17 protein-coding genes and 1 CRISPR repeat array are annotated in these 16,792 nt (G+C 54.4%); of the genes, 7 read left to right on the top strand and 10 right to left on the bottom strand.

All coding sequences use genetic code 11. The annotated features are described in order from the left end of the window. Positions 1-18: 18 nt before the first annotated feature. A complete protein-coding gene (locus ACK4HN_RS03835; RefSeq protein ID WP_409869042.1) occupies positions 19-741 on the top strand; it encodes a superoxide dismutase in 723 nt (240 codons plus the stop codon). Here ACK4HN_RS03835 and ACK4HN_RS03830 read toward each other — a convergent pair. Genes ACK4HN_RS03830 through rpsP form a run of 4 tightly spaced genes read right to left on the bottom strand, consistent with a single transcriptional unit; the run spans position 686 to position 2,521 of the window. Beyond that, positions 686-1,708 (bottom strand): PhoH family protein, encoded by a 1,023-nt coding sequence (locus ACK4HN_RS03830; RefSeq protein ID WP_409851586.1) that lies wholly within the window; start codon positions 1,706-1,708, stop codon positions 686-688. The two genes, ACK4HN_RS03835 and ACK4HN_RS03830, sit on opposite strands and share 56 nt — an antisense overlap. A gap of 9 nt (positions 1,709-1,717) precedes the next feature. Beyond that, a complete protein-coding gene (gene rpsU / locus ACK4HN_RS03825; protein WP_011055893.1) occupies positions 1,718-1,891 on the bottom strand; it encodes a 30S ribosomal protein S21 in 174 nt (57 codons plus the stop codon). Positions 1,892-1,894: 3 nt separating this feature from the next. After that, the gene (locus tag ACK4HN_RS03820; protein WP_409869043.1) at positions 1,895-2,266 is read right to left on the bottom strand and encodes a KH domain-containing protein; all 372 of its coding nucleotides are present in this window, start codon (positions 2,264-2,266) and stop codon (positions 1,895-1,897) included. 3 nt (positions 2,267-2,269) lie between these two features. Continuing rightward, positions 2,270-2,521, bottom strand: coding sequence for a 30S ribosomal protein S16 (gene rpsP, locus ACK4HN_RS03815; protein ID WP_149819178.1), 252 nt, complete (start codon positions 2,519-2,521; stop codon positions 2,270-2,272). Positions 2,522-2,627: 106 nt separating this feature from the next. On the opposite strand from rpsP, the gene fabD reads away from it, so the two are divergent. Together fabD and ACK4HN_RS03805 are read left to right on the top strand one after the other, a co-directional pair. Further along, positions 2,628-3,518 carry an ACP S-malonyltransferase gene (gene fabD / locus ACK4HN_RS03810; protein WP_409869044.1) on the top strand — a complete coding sequence of 297 codons (891 nt, stop codon included), beginning with the start codon at positions 2,628-2,630 and terminating at the stop codon, positions 3,516-3,518. Beyond that, a complete protein-coding gene (locus tag ACK4HN_RS03805) occupies positions 3,515-4,150 on the top strand; it encodes a lysophospholipid acyltransferase family protein (RefSeq protein WP_409869045.1) in 636 nt (211 codons plus the stop codon). The genes fabD and ACK4HN_RS03805 overlap by 4 nt, the downstream gene beginning before the upstream one ends. On the opposite strand, the gene gap is transcribed toward ACK4HN_RS03805, so the two are convergent. The 6 genes from gap to ACK4HN_RS03775 all read right to left on the bottom strand — a co-directional run bounded on the left by gap (position 4,147) and on the right by ACK4HN_RS03775 (position 10,806). Next, the gene (gap, locus tag ACK4HN_RS03800) at positions 4,147-5,169 is read right to left on the bottom strand and encodes a type I glyceraldehyde-3-phosphate dehydrogenase (RefSeq protein ID WP_409869046.1); all 1,023 of its coding nucleotides are present in this window, start codon (positions 5,167-5,169) and stop codon (positions 4,147-4,149) included. The genes ACK4HN_RS03805 and gap overlap by 4 nt on opposite strands. Before the next feature lie 23 nt (positions 5,170-5,192). Then, positions 5,193-5,528, bottom strand: a complete 336-nt coding sequence (locus ACK4HN_RS03795) for a rhodanese-like domain-containing protein (RefSeq protein ID WP_409869047.1) — start codon at positions 5,526-5,528, stop codon at positions 5,193-5,195. Positions 5,529-5,580: 52 nt separating this feature from the next. Further along, positions 5,581-7,128 (bottom strand): NAD(P)H-quinone oxidoreductase subunit N, encoded by a 1,548-nt coding sequence (locus ACK4HN_RS03790; RefSeq protein WP_409869048.1) that lies wholly within the window; start codon positions 7,126-7,128, stop codon positions 5,581-5,583. A 126-nt stretch (positions 7,129-7,254) separates the two neighbouring features. Continuing rightward, a complete protein-coding gene (locus tag ACK4HN_RS03785; protein ID WP_409869049.1) occupies positions 7,255-8,151 on the bottom strand; it encodes an LD-carboxypeptidase in 897 nt (298 codons plus the stop codon). Continuing rightward, complete coding sequence (locus ACK4HN_RS03780) at positions 8,148-8,675, bottom strand: transcriptional repressor (RefSeq protein ID WP_409851608.1); 528 nt, start codon at positions 8,673-8,675, stop codon at positions 8,148-8,150. The genes ACK4HN_RS03785 and ACK4HN_RS03780 overlap by 4 nt, the downstream gene beginning before the upstream one ends. Positions 8,676-8,874: 199 nt before the next feature. After that, positions 8,875-10,806 carry a transglycosylase domain-containing protein gene (locus ACK4HN_RS03775; protein ID WP_409869050.1) on the bottom strand — a complete coding sequence of 644 codons (1,932 nt, stop codon included), beginning with the start codon at positions 10,804-10,806 and terminating at the stop codon, positions 8,875-8,877. A 162-nt stretch (positions 10,807-10,968) separates the two neighbouring features. On the opposite strand from ACK4HN_RS03775, the gene tyrS reads away from it, so the two are divergent. The 4 genes from tyrS to ACK4HN_RS03755 all read left to right on the top strand — a co-directional run bounded on the left by tyrS (position 10,969) and on the right by ACK4HN_RS03755 (position 16,066). Next, on the top strand, positions 10,969-12,195 hold the full coding sequence (gene tyrS, locus ACK4HN_RS03770; protein ID WP_409869056.1) for a tyrosine--tRNA ligase: 1,227 nt from the start codon (positions 10,969-10,971) through the stop codon (positions 12,193-12,195). Between the two features lie 67 nt (positions 12,196-12,262). Then, positions 12,263-12,592: a hypothetical protein gene (locus ACK4HN_RS03765; RefSeq protein WP_409869051.1), complete on the top strand. Its 330-nt coding sequence runs from the start codon at positions 12,263-12,265 to the stop codon at positions 12,590-12,592. Between the two features lie 62 nt (positions 12,593-12,654). Then, positions 12,655-15,339 (top strand): M16 family metallopeptidase, encoded by a 2,685-nt coding sequence (locus tag ACK4HN_RS03760; RefSeq protein ID WP_409877257.1) that lies wholly within the window; start codon positions 12,655-12,657, stop codon positions 15,337-15,339. Between the two features lie 4 nt (positions 15,340-15,343). Continuing rightward, positions 15,344-16,066 (top strand): cytochrome c biogenesis protein CcdA, encoded by a 723-nt coding sequence (locus ACK4HN_RS03755; RefSeq protein WP_409877256.1) that lies wholly within the window; start codon positions 15,344-15,346, stop codon positions 16,064-16,066. Between the two features lie 277 nt (positions 16,067-16,343). Continuing rightward, positions 16,344-16,739: a CRISPR direct-repeat array (repeat unit 36 nt; unit sequence GTGCTGGGACTTGCTCCCAGCCGAATCAATGGAAAC). Positions 16,740-16,792: the final 53 nt, after the last annotated feature.

Here is a 16,792-nt window from a genome sequence, read left to right as displayed (position 1 = left end):
ACATCTCACGTACTCATTATGCCCCTAACCCGTCGTCAAACCCTCGGCCTCCTTGTTGGCAGTGCCGCTACCCTGTGGGTGCGATCGCGCCCAGCTAGGGCTGAAGGTGAGCTATCAGAAATTTATAGGCTGCCCCCCTTGCCCTATGCCTACGATGCCCTAGAGCCGGTGATTGATGCGGAGACGATGCATCTACACCACGATAAACACCATGCGGCCTACGTGAAGACACTGAACAAAGCGCTGACACCCTACCGCCAATGGCATGGGCTAGCTATTGAAGACCTGCTAGGCCACATTCGCCAACTACCCACTGCCATCCAACAGACCGTGCGCAACCATGGCGGCGGCCATGCCAACCATTCCCTTTTTTGGCAAAGTATGGCACCCAATGGTGGCGGTGAACCCACGGGGGAGTTGGCCACAGCAATTGCAGCCACCTTTGGCTCATTCGCAGAGTTTCAAACCCAGTTTCAGCAGGCAGGCCTCAAGCACTTTGGCAGTGGCTGGGTCTGGCTTGTGCTCACCCCCCAAGGGACTCTGGCCATTACCACCACACTGAACCAAGATTCTCCGCTGATGGAAGGGCAAGTGCCGATCTTGGGTAATGATTTGTGGGAGCATGCCTACTACCTGACCTATCGCAATCGTCGCGATCAGTACCTAGAGGCTTGGTGGCAGGTGGTTAATTGGCCTTGGCTGAGCGATCGCTACGTCCAGATGCGCGCTCTTTTGGCTTAGTGAGCAAGTCTTGCTCATGGCGATCGTAGGCATCAATAATTCGCTCCACAAGGGGATGACGAATCACATCCCCCTTGGTTAAATAACAAAACGCGATCCCTTCGACATCTTTGAGAATTTTCGTGGCCACACTGAGGCCCGAGGTTTGGTGTTCTGGTAAATCCGTTTGCGTCAAGTCCCCTGTTACCACCAAGCAGGAGTTAAAACCAATGCGGGTCAACACCATTTTCATCTGGGCAGGGGTAGTGTTCTGTGCCTCATCGAGGATGACAAAGGCATTATTCAGGGTACGCCCCCGCATATAGGCTAAGGGTGCCACTTCAATCACCCCCCGCTCCATCAGGTTGCTAATTTTCTCTGGCTCCACTAACTCGTAGAGGGCATCGTAGAGGGGGCGCAAGTAGGGATCAATTTTTTGCTGCAAATCTCCTGGCAAAAAGCCGAGCCGTTCCCCTGCTTCCACCGCAGGCCGCGTCAAAATCAACCGCTCATAGGTACCGGACAGCAGTGCTTGGACGGCTAGAACAGTAGCCAAGAAGGTTTTGCCGGTGCCCGCTGGCCCAATGCCAAAGGTGAGTGTGTGGCTGCGAATCGCTTGGATGTATTGGCGCTGGCGAAAGGTTTTGGCGCGAATAATGTCGCCGCGCCGGGTGCGAGCCAGAATGTCCCGTTGCAGCTCTTGGAGGGCTTCCCGCTGTTGGGTATCGTAGGCATGGCGGACGGTGAGAATATCCACCCCGGACACAGGACGTCCCTCGCGCCAAAGGGTACCGAGGTCTTGAATCAGTTGCTGGCAGAGTTGAATTTGGGCAGGGGTGCCAGTAATGCAGAGATCCCGCCCCCTTAAAACAAGGGTCGCCCCTGTTTGGGCGGCAAAGATGCGCAGATTGGCTTCTTGCTCACCGACAAGGGCGATCGCACTTTCTGTGCTGAGGAGGTCAATCGTGAGGCTTTCCCTCGTGGTCATACCCAAGGCTTAGCGATTGCGCTTGCGGGCGGCCTCCTGTTTGCGTTTGCGGCGCAGGCTGGGTTTTTCGTAACGTTCACGCCGCTTGACTTCCGAAAGAATACCCGCTTTTTGGATTTTTTTCTTAAATCGCCGCAGAGCGGATTCAATGGATTCGTTTTCACCTAAACGCACTTCAGCCACGCGCTAACTTTGCCTCCTTGATGATGGATAAGAACGACGACGGGAGCGCCGAGGGCGATCGCTCCCTTGATGATCTATTTTAGGCGTACTTTTGGTTTTGGGAATATGCTTGGCCTCGTCATAGACATCTAAGTAAACCTGCTGACCGGCAGCTTGGGCAGCCGCCTGTAAAACCGCTCGAATGGCATGGAGATTGCGCCCCCCACGACCATAGACGCGCCCCTTATCCTCGCCCGCAAAGGCAAGACGTACCCAAATACGAGAATTAGCGGGGGAAAATTCCGCATGGAGCCGCAGGGTTTCTGGTGCTTCCATAAAAGGTTCAAGCAGGAAGCGAATCAAGGCAGCGTAGTTGGGGGCAGCCGACTCGGTCATTGCCTATTTTTTGGCAGTTTCAGGGAGAAGATTCGCTTTGACAAACAGCCGCCGCACGGTATCTGTGGGTTGTGCGCCCTGCGCCAAACGCCGCTTGATAGCCTCTTCCTTGAGGCGCACTTCATCGCGGATCGGATCGTAGAAGCCCAATTCTTCGAGGGCACGCCCATCGCGGCGATCCGTATTATTCATGGCCACAATCCGATAGGTGGCGTTCCGTTTTTTGCCGTAGCGTTTGAGACGCAGTTTAATCATGTCAGCCTATGGAGATAAAAGGGGCAGGTTTTTCTCGACAATTTTCTAATATAACGGACATCTCAAATCGGGTAAAGTAGATTGCGGTTCGAGTTGAGCACTGCCGATGACAAAGACAGCATGGTTATTTCCCGGCCAAGGGTCGCAACACCCGGACATGATGGCGGATTTGCTGACGGCCTATCCCCCGGCTAAGGAGCGGTGCGAACAAGCAGCAGCCATTTTGGGGTGGTCGGTGATTGACTGCTGTGCAGGCCGCATCGGCAATTTAGATCAAACCCTCTATACCCAGCCCAGTTTATTTCTGGTGGAGAGCCTGCTGGTGGATGCTCTCAAGAAACGGGGGGCAAAAGCGGACTTTGTCGCGGGACACAGTCTTGGCGAGTATGTTGCTCTCTATGCAGCAGAGGTCTTTGATTTTGCAACGGGACTGAGGCTAGTGCAGCGGCGAGCGGAATTGATGAATGCTGCGGGTGGGGGCAAGATGGTGGCCTTGATTGGCTTTGACCGCGAGCAGTTGCAAGGGGCGATCGCCAGTACGCCCAATGTGGTTCTCGCCAATGATAACCATCCGGGGCAGGTGGTGATTTCGGGGCTGCCGCAAGCGGTGGACGCAGTACTCGGCAAAATTAAAGTGAAGCGAGCAGTTCCCTTGAATGTGAGTGGGGCGTTTCATTCCCCCTTTATGGCGGAGGCCGCAGCCACCTTTACCACGCTGCTGGAGGAGTGCACCTTCCACGAGGCGATCTTTCCCGTTTTGAACAATGTTGAACCCGAACCGACAAGGGATGCAGCGGTGATCAAGGCACGGTTGCAATCCCAGATGACCGGTTCTGTGCGGTGGGTGGAGACTTGTCATGCCCTTGCGGCAGCGGGGGTGACCCACGCCCTGGAAATTGGCCCCGGCAATGTCTTGGCAGGGTTGGTGAAGCGCACCACCCCAGAGATCGCGGTTACTAGCGTTGCCACAATTGCCAGTTTGGAGAGCCTCCTGTGAGCCGCGATCGCGAGCCGCTGATGAGCCTGCTTCTGTACCATCTCTTCAAGTGGTCGGTGGTGAGTCCTCTCCTGCACACCTATTTCCGAGGGCGCATCTATGGTGCCCATCAGGTGCCGCTGCGGGGACCACTGGTGGTGGTGGCCAATCATGCGAGTTATTTTGATCCTCCCTTGATCTCCAACTGTGTGCGCCGCCCCGTGGCTTGGATGGCCAAGGAGGAATTGTTCCAGATTCCCATTTTTCGGACATTGATTCGGTGGTATGGTGCCTATCCTGTGAAGCGGGGAGCAGGCGATCGTCGAGCGTTGCAAGCCGCCCTTAAAGCCCTCGAACAGGGATGGGCGGTGGGGGTCTTTTTAGAGGGCACGCGCACCAAGGATGGCCGTATCTATGATCCGAAATTGGGAGCAGCACTCATTGCGGCCAAAGCTCAAGCTCCTCTTTTACCTGTGTGCCTTTGGGGGACACAGGAAATTCTCAAACAAGGCGCCTTACCACGTCCCGTTCCCATTACGGTGCGCATTGGTGCTCCCATTCCGCCGCCAGCTTCTGGCGATCGCGCTGTCCTAGAAGCAGTCACTCACCACTGCTGTGACGTGATCCACAGCCTCCACAACTTGGGTCGCTAGATTAGACCATCCTTAGCGGCCATCAGTTTGAGTAGATCCACCACACGGCAGGAATAGCCCCACTCATTGTCATACCAAGCCACCACCTTAAAGAAATGAGGATTGAGTTGAATCCCCGCTGTGGCATCAAAGATACTGGAGCGGCCATCACCAATAAAATCACTGGAGACAACGGCCTCTTCGGTATAGCCGAGAATCCCCTTGAGTTCCCCCTCAGCCGCTGCCTTCATTGCCGCACAAATCTCGTCGTAGCTGGTGGCCTTCTCCGTTTTGAAGGTCAAATCCACCACCGAGACATCGGGCGTGGGCACGCGAAAGGCCATGCCGGTAAGTTTACCCTTGAGTTCAGGCAAGACCAGCGTCACTGCTTTAGCAGCCCCAGTGGAGGCGGGAATGATATTTTGTCCAGCGCCCCGGCCGCCGCGCCAATCCTTCTTACTAGGGCCATCTACCGTCGGTTGGGTTGCGGTAACAGAGTGCACCGTAGTCATTAAGCCCTCCGCCAGTCCAAAGGTTTGATGGAGAACCTTCGCCACGGGTGCCAAGCAATTGGTGGTGCAACTGGCATTGGAGACAATCACATCCACTGCCGGATCAAAGGCCGCATCATTGACCCCGACGACAATGGTTTTCACCTTATCGGCATCCTTGGTGGGGGCTGAAATCACCACCCGTTTAGCACCCGCTTGTAAATGCTGAGCTGCGCCATCGTAGCCAGTAAATAAGCCCGTGGACTCAACCACGTAGTCGGCGCCAACCGCTCCCCAGGGCAGTTCTGCCGGATTGCGAATGGAGGTACAGGGAATAAACTTGCCATCCACTTCAATCCCCTCCGCCGTGGCCTTGACCATCCCTGGGTAGATGCCATGGGTGGAATCGTACTTGAAGAGGTAGGCCAAGTTATCCGCCGGCACCAGATCATTGATGCCCACAAACTCGATGTTGTCTTGGGCAAGACCTGCCCGTAACACTAGGCGGCCAATGCGACCAAAGCCATTAATGCCAACTTTGAGGGTCATGAACACTCTCCCAAGGTAATCAACTAATAACGGGGTAGGGTTGGATCCACTGCCGCAGCATAGGCATCAATGCCCCCCACAATGTTTTTCACATTGCAGAACCCCTGCTGAATCAACCAATGGCCCACTTGCGCCGATCGCACCCCATGGTGGCAGAGCACCAAAGTTTCCCGCTTTGGATCAAAGCGCTGGCAAATGTGGGGTGACCACTGGGGAAACGTACTCAAGGGCAACAATGTGAAATGAGGCAGGTGGGCGATCGCCCACTCCTCAGGTTCCCGCACATCAATGAGTTGCAAGGTTTCCGCCTCTGTGGCTAGGCGTTGCGCCAGTTCCACCACTGTGATTTGTCCTAGCATCGTTTCCCCTTGATTCTAGGAGGACAGATTGGGGATCGTATTGAAATCATCCTTAAGATTCACCTGCCGGCGGTAAGGTCTGGTAAGCGACCTCAATAACCGTCGGTTGATGCGCCACTTGGGGCACATCTAGCACTGCCGTATTCACCAAGTTAAAGAGGGGATTGGCCAAGATACCCGCCAAGGAGGTGGCAATCACCATCATCACTAAACCCACCTGCAAAGGACGCATACCAAAGCTTGACCAAGACACCTCCGGGTAGTTTTGCACTGCCTGGGACATTTCTTGGGGTTCCTTGACCACCATCATCTTGACGACGCGGATGTAGTAGTAAATGGAGATCACACTCGTCAATAGACCCAGCAACACCAAGCCATAGGCGCCCGCTTGCCAGCCGGCCCAGAAGAGATAAATCTTGCCAAAAAAGCCCGCCAAGGGAGGAATCCCCCCTAAAGAAAGCAGACATAGGCTTAGGCCGAGGGTAAGCAGAGGGTCTTTTTGATAGAGACCCGCATACTCACTGATTTGATCGGTACCCGTGCGCAGCGAAAAGAGAATCACACAAGTGAAGGCACCGAGGTTCATAAAGAGATACACCAAGAGATAAAAAAGCATACTGGCATAGCCAGCCTCTGTTCCCACCACTAGGCCAATCATCACAAACCCCGCCTGACCAATGGAGGAATAGGCCAGCATCCGCTTCATGCTCGTTTGGGCAAGGGCAACCACATTGCCGAGAATCATGCTCAAGATGGCCAGCACCGTAAAGATGAGTTGCCACTGAGCGGTCACCACGGGGAAAGCCAAGGTTAGAAAGCGAATGGCAAGGGCAAAACCCGCCGCTTTGGAACCAACGGAGAGAAAGGCAACCACAGGTGTAGGAGCACCCTCATAGACATCGGGCGTCCATTGGTGAAAGGGCACCGCGGAAATTTTGAAACTAATGCCAGCAATCACAAAGACAAGAGCAATGACAAGCCCCAGGGATTCTGAGGACAGCGCTTGGGCGATTTGCGGCAGTTGGGTGTACCCTCCAGAGAGGCCATACAACAGGGAGCAGCCATAGAGGAAAATGGCTGAGCTGGCTGCGCCTATCAGCAGATATTTCAGGGCAGCTTCGTTAGAGCGGCTATCCCGCTTGGTGTAGCCGGTGAGCAAATAGGAGGCAATACTCAGGGTTTCTAGCGCCACAAAGATAAAGACCAGTTCTTGGGCAGCGGCAACCAACATGCCCCCCACGGTGGCCGTCAGCAGAATGGTCATAAATTCACCGAGGGAACTGCCAGTTTGTTCCACATAGCGAATGGACATGAGAATGGTGCCCAAAGCTGAAAGGGCAATGAGTCCTCGGAAGAAGAGACTGAGGTGATCGGAAATAAAGCTGCCAAAGAAACTGACAGTGTCGGGCTGAGTCCACAGCGGAATCATCGTGGCGATCGCTCCCCCTAAACCGATAATGGCAAAGTAGGGGGTCCAGCGATCAGCTTGCCGTCCCTGAATCAAATCCGCCAAAAGAACGACCAGTAACGTCACAATCACAATGGTTTCCGGCAAAATGGTAGCGGCATTCAACTGCCCGGCTAGTGTCACCAAATCCATAACTCTTTCCGCGCCTTGAGGGAGTCCCCCATATCTTATCACTCAGATTTTCATTTCACTGCCCGCTGGCAATCGGCTTGCGCCTACAGGGGGAATTAGGCAGCGAGGTGAGGTCTGGCTTGTTTCTCAGGGGAGAATGTGCAAAGAGCCGCGATCGCCATCTAGCTCCGCTGCTACCCCGACGGGTAAGGCAGCATTGACCCCCTCATGGCCAAAGGGCAAGTCACTGACAATGGGAATTCCCAAATCCCCCAAGCGATCGCCCAAAACCTCCATCACGCGAAAATTGGGTTGGGTGGTGGGATCCTCACAGCGACTAAAACGCCCTAGGGCAATCCCCTTGATCTGATGCAACACGCCACTGCGGCGCCACTGCGTCAGCATGCGGTCAATGCGATAGGGGGCTTCACCCACATCCTCTAGGGCTAAGATCACATTCTCAAAAGGTGGACAATCAGGCGTGGCCAGTAGATGAGTCGCAACTGTTAAATTCCCCACCAAGAGACGCCCCTGCACCACACCGCCCCCCCAACCGGTTCCCAAGAGCGGCTCTAGGGGTTTGCCCCGCACGAGATCAAAAAGCCGCTGCTGACTCCACAGGGGTTCTGCCGCTAGGGTGGTGAGTACTGGGCCATGGACACCGGCCACCCCTTGGGCAGCATAGCTCCACAGCAGCGCCGTAATATCCGAAAAGCCAATGAGCCATTTCGGCGACACCACTGGCCACTGCCACTGCTCTAAAAGACGCGTTGCCCCAAACCCGCCCCGCCCGCAGAGAATCCCCTTAATAGAATCATCTTGCAATAAGTGCCGCAGGCGATCGCGCCGCTGTTGATCGGAACCCGCAAGGTAGCCCCAACCTGCAAAAGCAGCCTCATCCACAATTACCTCATAGCCTTGGGCTTGCCAACAGGCCACTCCTTGCCAAAAAGGTTCCCTTTGGCGAAGAACACCACTAGGAAAGGCAACGGCAAGGCGATCGCCCGCCTGCAGGGGAGGGGGTAAGGTTGCAGAGAGGGTCACGTTGATTTACTGCGGGCAGAGGGTTTTGCCCCTTGGGCGATCGCGCTACTACAGACCCAGTTTTCTGGCAGGCCAGGGTAACCGCGCCGCAGCGCCTCCGGGCAAATGGTATAGATCGTCAGTTGGCAATCAATCAGTTGCAGCCCGTATTTCTCCGTTTGCTTCAGGGCCTGCTTGAGAATGGAATCGTTGTCAAACTCCATTGTGCGGTTGCATTGCACACACACCATGTGGTGATGGTGGTGCGGAGACATTGTATTAAGTTCGTAGTGCTTGTGTCCCTCAGCCAGTTCCAACTCCCGCAAGATACCCATCCGTGACATCAACTTCACAGTGCGGTACACGGTGGATAAACTAATGGAGTGCCCCTGTTTGCGCAACTCATGGTGCAGGTCTTCAGCGCTTAGGTGGTTGCCCTTAGGCAGATTCTGGAAAATATTGAGAATGGTTTCTCGCTGTGGCGTCAACCGCCAGCCTTTCTCGTTTAGTTCCGCCTTTAAGGCTGCTGCTGTATAAAGTGGCATAGGAGATTCGCTTGATCTGCCGATATTGGTTTGCATGATAGCCGACAAGCAGTTCATTTGCAACAACCGCAACTTATTGAGAATGATTACAGTAGTTTTACTGAACTTTCTGCAAATTAGTTGCAACGCCCAAATACAATCCAAGCAATCATCAATGGGTTGAGTTGAATGGTCTGGAACCACGCTCAAAAAACAATCCCTAATTTGTTTGCCGTTGCGGCTTGGGTCGCTGGAACTTCGACATTGGGGTAAAGTCTTCGACGGGCACATCCTTGAGCGCCTGACTCATGAAATCCCGCCAAATGGGTGCCATAAAGCCACCTCCCGTTGCCCCCTGCCCCAAGGGCGCATAGTTGTCATTCCCCGCCCAAACAGCGGCTGAGAGTTGCGGCACATAACCCACAAACCAAATATCCCGCTCAGAAGAGGTGGTGCCGGTTTTGCCGGCGGCGGGTCGGCCAATGTTGGCGGCAGTTCCTGTGCCACTGGTGATCACACTCTGCAGGGTGTTGTTGAGGGCAGCAGCAGCCCAAGGATCAAGCACGAGTTTGGGCCGCGGCGTGTGATCTAGCAGTAAGTGGCCATTGTTATCGGTAACTTGAATAATCGTCGTGGTGGGGGATTGCCAGCCATTGTTGGCAAAGGTGGCATAGGCAGCGGCCATTTCCAAGGGCGTGAGATCTACCGCTCCCAACGGCAGGGAAACGACAGGAAGCATGGGACTGGTAATGCCAAGGGTACGGCAAATTTCAATGACGCGCTCAATGCCCACCTCCTGACCCAGAACAATGGCGGGAATGTTGCGAGACAGCGCTAGGGCCATGCGCATGGACATGCCACCCATAAAGGAGCCATCGTAATTGCGCGGCACATACCAGCCATCGCCATCGCGGTAACGCACAGGAGAGTCACTAATGCCAGAATCGGGCGTGTATTTGCCACTGGCGTAGGCAGCATAAAAGACAAAGGGCTTAAAGGCAGACCCTGGTTGCCGCATTGCCTGCGTGGCGCGATTAAACTGGCTACGGTTGTAGTCCACCCCGCCCACAAGGGCTTTGACATAGTGGGTACGCGGATCCACCGCCGCTAGAGCCAGCTGATCTGCCCGCACACCACTGCCCCGTAGGGTCGCATAGCCGCGTTGGATTGCCTCTTCGGCGATTTTTTGTAGCTTGACATCGAGGCTACTTTGTACCCGCATTCCGCCACGGATGACCGCTTCACGGCCAAATTGACGGGTTAACTCCTGCAACACAGCATCCGTAATCCAAGGGCTACGACTGCGCTGGAAGGAGGTAATTTCTCCCAGCTTGAGGGGTTCTTGGGCAGCGGCAGCCGCCTCTTGGGGGGTAACCCAACCCAACTCCACCATCCGATCCAGTACTAGTTGCTGCCGTTCTTTGGCGAGGTCAAAATCCACAAAGGGGCTATAGGCCTCTGGGGCTTGAATAATCCCTGCCATCATGGCGGCTTCGGCAAGCGTGAGATCTGCGGCATTTTTTTTGAAGTAGCTTTGGGCTGCGGTTTGTACACCGTAGGTATTGTGTCCCCAATAGACTTGATTGAGGTACATCTCCAAAATTTCATCTTTGCTGAAGATCTGCTCAAGGCGCATGGCCAGCACCGCCTCAGCCACTTTACGGCTAATGGAGCGATCTTGAGAGAGAAAGAGATTCTTTACCAATTGCATCGTCAGGGTAGATCCCCCCTGCACGGTACGCCCAGAGGTGAGGTTGACTATCAAGGCACGGCAGATGCCAATGGGATTAATACCGCGATGCTGGTAAAAACTGCTGTCTTCGATCGCCATCACCGCCAGCTTCAGATTGGGCGAAATTTCGTTGAGGGGAACAACTTCGCGGTTTTCTTCATCGTGCAGGCTCACCAGTAGGGTGCCCTTGGCGTCGTAAATATGCGTGGTTTCACTGGGAATGTAGCCCCGCAGCGATCGCACATCCGGCAGATTCCGAAAGCTAATCGCCAAGCCCAGCAGACCACCCCCGATAGCCGCACAGCCAAAGGTCATCCCCACAAGGAAGGTACGGTTAGCAATTCGCAGTACCCCACGCCAGAAGTTTTCATCTTGAGGGCAGGTTTGAGAGGGGTGTTTGCCAAGGGTAGTGGTGGACACGACAGTCGCTTCCTCACGCCAATTATTTTTTGCTTCGTATATGATTTTTTTATTGGAATAAGAGTAGGAGATGGCAAAATTGCCGCGCGATCGCAATTGATTGCTATGATAGCCATCCTAGATTAAAAAATGTCCTTGCCCAATCCAATGCCCAATCAAGTGATGTCTTCAGACCTTGAGGCCACAATTGCGCGGCTCCAGCGCGGCGTTGTCGAAACCTTTCCCCATGTCCCTGATTCCACCAAGCCCGAAGAAAATCTCTGGGTCTATCTACGGCAAACAGAGCGTCCACTGCGGATTAAGTTTGGCATTGACCCCACCGGCAGCGAAATTCACCTCGGTCATAGCATTGTCCTGCGCAAGTTACGCCAGTTTCAGGATGCGGGGCACTGTGCCGTACTGATTATTGGTGACTTTACGGCTCAAATTGGCGATCCCAGCGGCAAGTCAGAGGTACGCAAACAACTCACCCCTGAGGAGGTGGCAGCCAATGTGCAAACCTACCTTGAGCAGGTGAAGCCTATTTTGGATTTTGAGACCCCCGGCCGCCTGGAAATTCGCTACAACTCGGAGTGGCTCGCCAAACTAGATTTGCGGAAAATTCTCGAGCTACTGAGCACGATGACTGTCGGCCAAATGCTGGCCAAGGAGGGGTTTGCCGAACGCTACGCCAAGGAAACGCCGATTTTTCTCCATGAGTTTCTCTATCCATTGATGCAGGGCTATGATTCCGTGGCGGTGGCCGCCGATGTGGAATTAGGGGGGACGGATCAAAAGTTCAATATTGCTGTGGGTCGCGATTTACAGCGTCACTTTGGCCTGCCAACGGTGCAGTTTGGCCTGCTGATGCCCATCCTCGTGGGCACGGATGGGGTGCAGAAAATGTCCAAGTCCCTTGGCAACTATGTGGCGCTCACAGAGTCGGCGGCGAGTATGTACTCCAAGCTGGAGAAAATTCCCGATGCCTTGGTGAACCAATACATTGAGTTGCTCACGGATTTGCCATTGGAGAGTTTACCTACCAATCCCCGCGATCGCCAGAAGTTACTGGCTTTGGAAGTTGTCAGTCAATACCACGGGCGGGATCTCGCCCTGCAAACCCAAGCAGAACTAGCCGCGATCGTCACCCAAGGGCAAACGGCACAGGCGGGATCCATTCCAGAGTATTCCCTAGGGGCGTTTCAGTTTCCTGTGAAGCTGACCTATGTACTTAGTCACACCAAGCTCTGCCCCAGTAGCAGCGAAGCACGGCGGCAAATCCAAGGGGGTGGCGTGCGGCTTAACGGCGAAAAAATTACCGATGTGGACTTTACCCTCACCGCACCGGAACCCTATATCAACCAAGTGCTGCAGGTGGGCAAGAAAAAATTCCTGCGTTTTGTGCCCTAGGCGTTTTTTCACCTTCTTTGCCAGGATTCATTCAAGATAGAGATAGAACAGTCAGGGAAGGGAGCCGATGAGTGAGCAGGAATTTCAAGCCAAGGTACTCAGTGAGTTACAGGCACTGCCCACAGATGTGGAGAAACTGGGCACCGATCTTGAAAAACTCCAGACGGATGTTCACAAACTTCAAGGGGATGTCACCAAGCTCCAAGGGAATGTGAATCAGTTAGCCACTCAGGTGAAAAATCAAGGGTACAAGTTTGAGGTCTATCAGCGGGGCACCGAGGCCATGGTGCGGATGACAACCACAATTATTATTGCCGCAGCCTCAGTGGTGGTTCTGTCGAGTCTTTCGCCCGCCATTACGACGCTGCTGAGCGCGATCGCCCCCCAAGGGAATTAATCCGTATGCTCCCCTGCACACAAAGTGCAAAATTTGTTAGGATTTCTTTACTTATTGGCTTCATGCTCTTGAGTACGAGTTTGGCGGTGACTTTTCCCTTGAATACGGCAGAGGGCCTCAGTACTGGTGTCAGCAAAACGGTTTTAGACAATGGCCTCACGGTGCTGATTAAAGAGATTCCCACAGCACCCGTTGTGAGTTTACAGGTGTGGTATCGCGTCGGTTCTCGCCATGAACCCAAGGGAGAAAACGGCATTGCTCACCAACTGGAGCATTTGATGTTTAAGGGCACCAAGAGCCGTCCCGTCCAGTTTGGTCAGTTGTTTTATGCCCTTGGCAGTTCTTCCAATGCTTTTACCAGCTATGACATGACTGCCTACCACCACACGGTGTCCGCTGACCAGCTGGAATCACTGCTGATCCTTGAAGCTGATCGCCTGCGCAATACCCTGATGACCGCCGATGCCCTTGAGAGTGAAAAGCGGGTGGTAATCTCAGAGCTGCAAGGCTATGAAAATAGTCCTGAATATCGCCTCAGTCGGGCGGTGATGGCCGCCCTCTATCCCGATCATCCCTATGGCCTGCCAGTGGGGGGAACAGCCGAGGATGTGGAGCAGTTTACGCTGCCAGCGGTGAAGCATTTTTATCACCAGTACTATCGGCCGGATAATGCGGTTGTGGTCATTGCTGGCGATGTCCGTCCGCCAAGGGCATTGGAACTGGTTAAGGGAACCTTTGGCCAGATTCCCCGGCCAACTGACCCCCTAAAGTCTGCCGCGTTGTCGCCCCCAACGGCAGGTTCATCCCAGCGAATTCGCCTCACCGAACCGGGGAGTGCCCCCCTATTGCAACTGGTGGTGCCCATTCCAGCAATCACCCATGCCGATCAGGCAGCCTTGGATGTGCTGGATATGCTCCTCAGCGGTGGCCGCAGTTCCTATCTCTATCAGGAACTCATGGAAACGGGTCAAGCCAGTTCGGCCTACTCCTATGTGGCGGCGTTGCAGGCGGGGGGCTGGTTTGAGATTGGGGCGATCGCCGCTCCAGAGCAATCCCTTGCGACGATTGAACAAACCATTGGCCAGATTCTTAGCCAACTCGGGCAGCGTCCTCTGACCACAGGTGAATTGCAACGGGCCAAACAGCAGCTTAGGGCGAATTTTGTTCTCCGCAATCGCGACATTGATGCCCAAGCCAGTCAACTGGCTAACGATGAGACCCTAACGGGAGATTACCGCTTTAGCGATCGCCACCTTGCCGCCATTGCAAAGGTCACCGCTGCGGATATTCAACGAGTCGTGCAAACCTACTTTGGGCGCGATCGCTGGATTGTGGGGGAGTTTATTCCCAGTGAATTTGCCGATGTGGAACTCTCAGGCCGCCCTCCTGCCCAAACCACGGCGCATCATCTTGTGGGTGAGCCAGTGGATCCGCAAACCATTGCTGCCTATTTACCCCAAGGGAGTGGGCAGGTTACCCCAGAGGTCAAGGATCATGGCGTAGAAACCTTCACACTGCCAAATGGCCTGCGGGTGCTCCTACTGGTGGATCGCAGTACGCCAACGGTGACACTGGCAGGACGCATTGATGCAGGAACCGCCTACGATCTGCTAACACAACCGGGGGTGGCTAACCTCACTGCTGCCAATCTCCTCAATGGCACCTGCCATAAATCCGCCCTGACCTTGGCCCAGACCCTTGAGGATCGGGGCATTAGTCTAGAATTCAGTGCCTTTCGCGATGGCGTGGACATTGAGGGCTATGCCTTGGCTAGTGAACTGCCCACCCTCTTGCAAACCCTTGGTGAAGTCCTTCAAGAAGCCACCTTTCCAGAAGCGGAGTTCAAGCTGAGCCAACAACGCTATCTCACGGCCCTAGGTCTTGAGGCGGATGATCCGGTGCGCTGGGGGCGCCGTGTCCTGCAAGAAACCCTCTATCCCGCCAATCATCCGCTGCATCCCTTTGCCACTCCTGACTCCGTACAGGCGATTCAACGCCAAGACCTGTTGAACTTTTATCGTGCTGCCTACAGGCCAGATCACACGATTTTGACGCTGGTGGGAGATTTTGACCCACAGGAGGTGCGATCGCGCCTCAATGCAATTTTGGGTTCATGGCAATCCCAAGGGGATCCCCTCTCCCTGTCGTTTCCGCCGGTCTCGCCCCCGGCTCACACCCTCTTTAAGAATGCGGTAATTCCTGGTAAAAGCCAAGCGATAACCTATCTGGGCACACCGGGGATTGATCGCCGCGATCCCCGCTTCTATGCCGCAATGCTCATGAATCATATTTTGGGAGGAGATACGCTTGCCAGTCGCTTGGGCACCGAGATTCGCGATCGCCAGGGGTTAACCTACGGCATCTATAGCTTCTTTAGTGCCGGTCGCCAGGCCGGGCCTTTTGTCATCCAACTGCAAACAGCCCCTGAGGACACTGCCAAGGCCATTGACGCCACCCGGCAACTGCTGCGCGAAGCTCGCCATCAGGGCTTGACCGCTGCTGAACTCGATGCCGCCAAGCGCAGCCTCGGCAATACCTACATGGTGGAGTTGGCAAATGTCGATGTAGTGGCACGAACGCTGTTGGGAAATGCCAGTGTGGACTTACCGCCAGAGGAGCTACAACAGTTTAGCGATCGCCTGCAGGCCGTTACATTGGATCAAGTGAATCAAGCCCTGCAAGACCTGATTGATCCAGACCGCCTTGTAATTGTCACTGCCGGTTCCACCGTTTCCTATCGCCCCTAAAACCATGGCCAGCCTCAGCCTAGGACTCTACCAACTGGAACAGTGGGCCAACCAATGGGTGACGGCTCAACTGAATGATTTGACCATCCTCAGTGTGGGGATTGTCTTTCTTGCCGGACTCCTCACCAGTCTGACGCCCTGCACCCTCTCGATGCTGCCGATAACCGTGGGTTACATTGCCGGCTACGCGGCCAAGCAAAATAGCTCCGTCCTGCGTCAATCCCTTTGGTTTGCCTTGGGGCTGGCTTGTACCCTCACAGTTCTGGGCATGGTGGCTGCCGTTGCGGGTCGCATTTACGGTCAAGTGGGGTGGGGGTTGACGATGATTGTCAGTGTCGTGGCAATTCTCATGGGCTTAAACTTGCTCAATGCCCTACCGCTGACATTTCCCCGCAGTCGCTTCTTAGAGGAATTGCCGCATCGTGTCCCGGCGGGCGTGCAGGCCTATACCTTGGGGGCTACCTTTGGCTTGGTGGCTGCTCCCTGTAGCACGCCGGTGCTGGCAACTCTGTTGGCGTGGGTGGCAACCACCCAAAAGCTAGGGGTAGGGGCAGGATTGCTTTTGGCCTACACCACAGGCTACGTGGTGCCCCTGATCTTGGTGGGGGTGTTTAGTGGGGCATTGCAAAAGCTACTGGCGCTGCGGCGGTGGTCACGCTGGATCACGACGTTGAGCGGCGTGTTTCTGATTGCCTTTGGGGTCATTGCGTTGGCCATTCGGTTGTAGCGATCGCGCGCCTTCGGATTTTTTTTGCAAGCACCTCTGGACAAAAATATTCTCTCAGCTTGGCAATTTTCTCAAATCTTCTCTCCTCAAGGCTTTGAGGAATTTCTAACAGATTTAGAGGTGCTTGAATTTTCCCGAAACAGGCTTCCAAAGAGAGTTTGGCCAACCATACCACCGCCGATCTAAAAATTTTACACAAACAAAAAAATCATCTCCTCTAGGTGCTTGAAAATGATCTGTGCTATAGTGCTTCTAGAGCACCTTTTAGAGGGGCGGAGTGCTGGGACTTGCTCCCAGCCGAATCAATGGAAACACCTGTAATCGCTAAACAAGTGCTTTAAGTTCCGAGTGCTGGGACTTGCTCCCAGCCGAATCAATGGAAACGCAGAAACGATCAGATCCTTATTCTTGATATTAGAGTGCTGGGACTTGCTCCCAGCCGAATCAATGGAAACGGCCCCAGAACGAAATATTCGGCCGTCGACCCGCGAAGTGCTGGGACTTGCTCCCAGCCGAATCAATGGAAACCGCTTTAGAAACGGATGGGGTTCTGGCAAAAGAACCCGTGCTGGGACTTGCTCCCAGCCGAATCAATGGAAACTATCAATGAAGGATCGCATCCAGATGTCCAACACTTGTGCTGGGACTTGCTCCCAGCCGAATCAATGGAAACTTCATAGATGCCGACAAACTCATACTTACTGCGTGCGTGCTGGGACTTGCTCC

Source organism: Thermosynechococcus sp. (genome assembly GCF_046299655.1).
Taxonomy (GTDB): Bacteria; Cyanobacteriota; Cyanobacteriia; order Thermosynechococcales; family Thermosynechococcaceae; genus Thermosynechococcus.
The sequence above is the reverse complement of the archived record's forward strand: the minus strand, read 5'-3'. Positions and strand labels throughout refer to the sequence as shown.

Bases quoted from the DNA above. Each gene is read 5' to 3' on its own strand.
- ACK4HN_RS03835 (WP_409869042.1), top strand. From the start codon at position 19: ATGCCCCTAACCCGTCGTCAAACCCTCGGCCTCCTTGTTGGCAGTGCC.
- ACK4HN_RS03830 (WP_409851586.1), bottom strand. From the start codon at position 1,708: ATGACCACGAGGGAAAGCCTCACGATTGACCTCCTCAGCACAGAAAGT.
- ACK4HN_RS03820 (WP_409869043.1), bottom strand. From the start codon at position 2,266: ATGACCGAGTCGGCTGCCCCCAACTACGCTGCCTTGATTCGCTTCCTG.
- rpsP (WP_149819178.1), bottom strand. From the start codon at position 2,521: ATGATTAAACTGCGTCTCAAACGCTACGGCAAAAAACGGAACGCCACC.
- fabD (WP_409869044.1), top strand. From the start codon at position 2,628: ATGACAAAGACAGCATGGTTATTTCCCGGCCAAGGGTCGCAACACCCG.
- gap (WP_409869046.1), bottom strand. From the start codon at position 5,169: ATGACCCTCAAAGTTGGCATTAATGGCTTTGGTCGCATTGGCCGCCTA.
- ACK4HN_RS03795 (WP_409869047.1), bottom strand. From the start codon at position 5,528: ATGCTAGGACAAATCACAGTGGTGGAACTGGCGCAACGCCTAGCCACA.
- ACK4HN_RS03790 (WP_409869048.1), bottom strand. From the start codon at position 7,128: ATGGATTTGGTGACACTAGCCGGGCAGTTGAATGCCGCTACCATTTTG.
- ACK4HN_RS03780 (WP_409851608.1), bottom strand. From the start codon at position 8,675: ATGCCACTTTATACAGCAGCAGCCTTAAAGGCGGAACTAAACGAGAAA.
- tyrS (WP_409869056.1), top strand. From the start codon at position 10,969: ATGTCTTCAGACCTTGAGGCCACAATTGCGCGGCTCCAGCGCGGCGTT.
- ACK4HN_RS03765 (WP_409869051.1), top strand. From the start codon at position 12,263: ATGAGTGAGCAGGAATTTCAAGCCAAGGTACTCAGTGAGTTACAGGCA.
- ACK4HN_RS03760 (WP_409877257.1), top strand. From the start codon at position 12,655: ATGCTCTTGAGTACGAGTTTGGCGGTGACTTTTCCCTTGAATACGGCA.
- ACK4HN_RS03755 (WP_409877256.1), top strand. From the start codon at position 15,344: ATGGCCAGCCTCAGCCTAGGACTCTACCAACTGGAACAGTGGGCCAAC.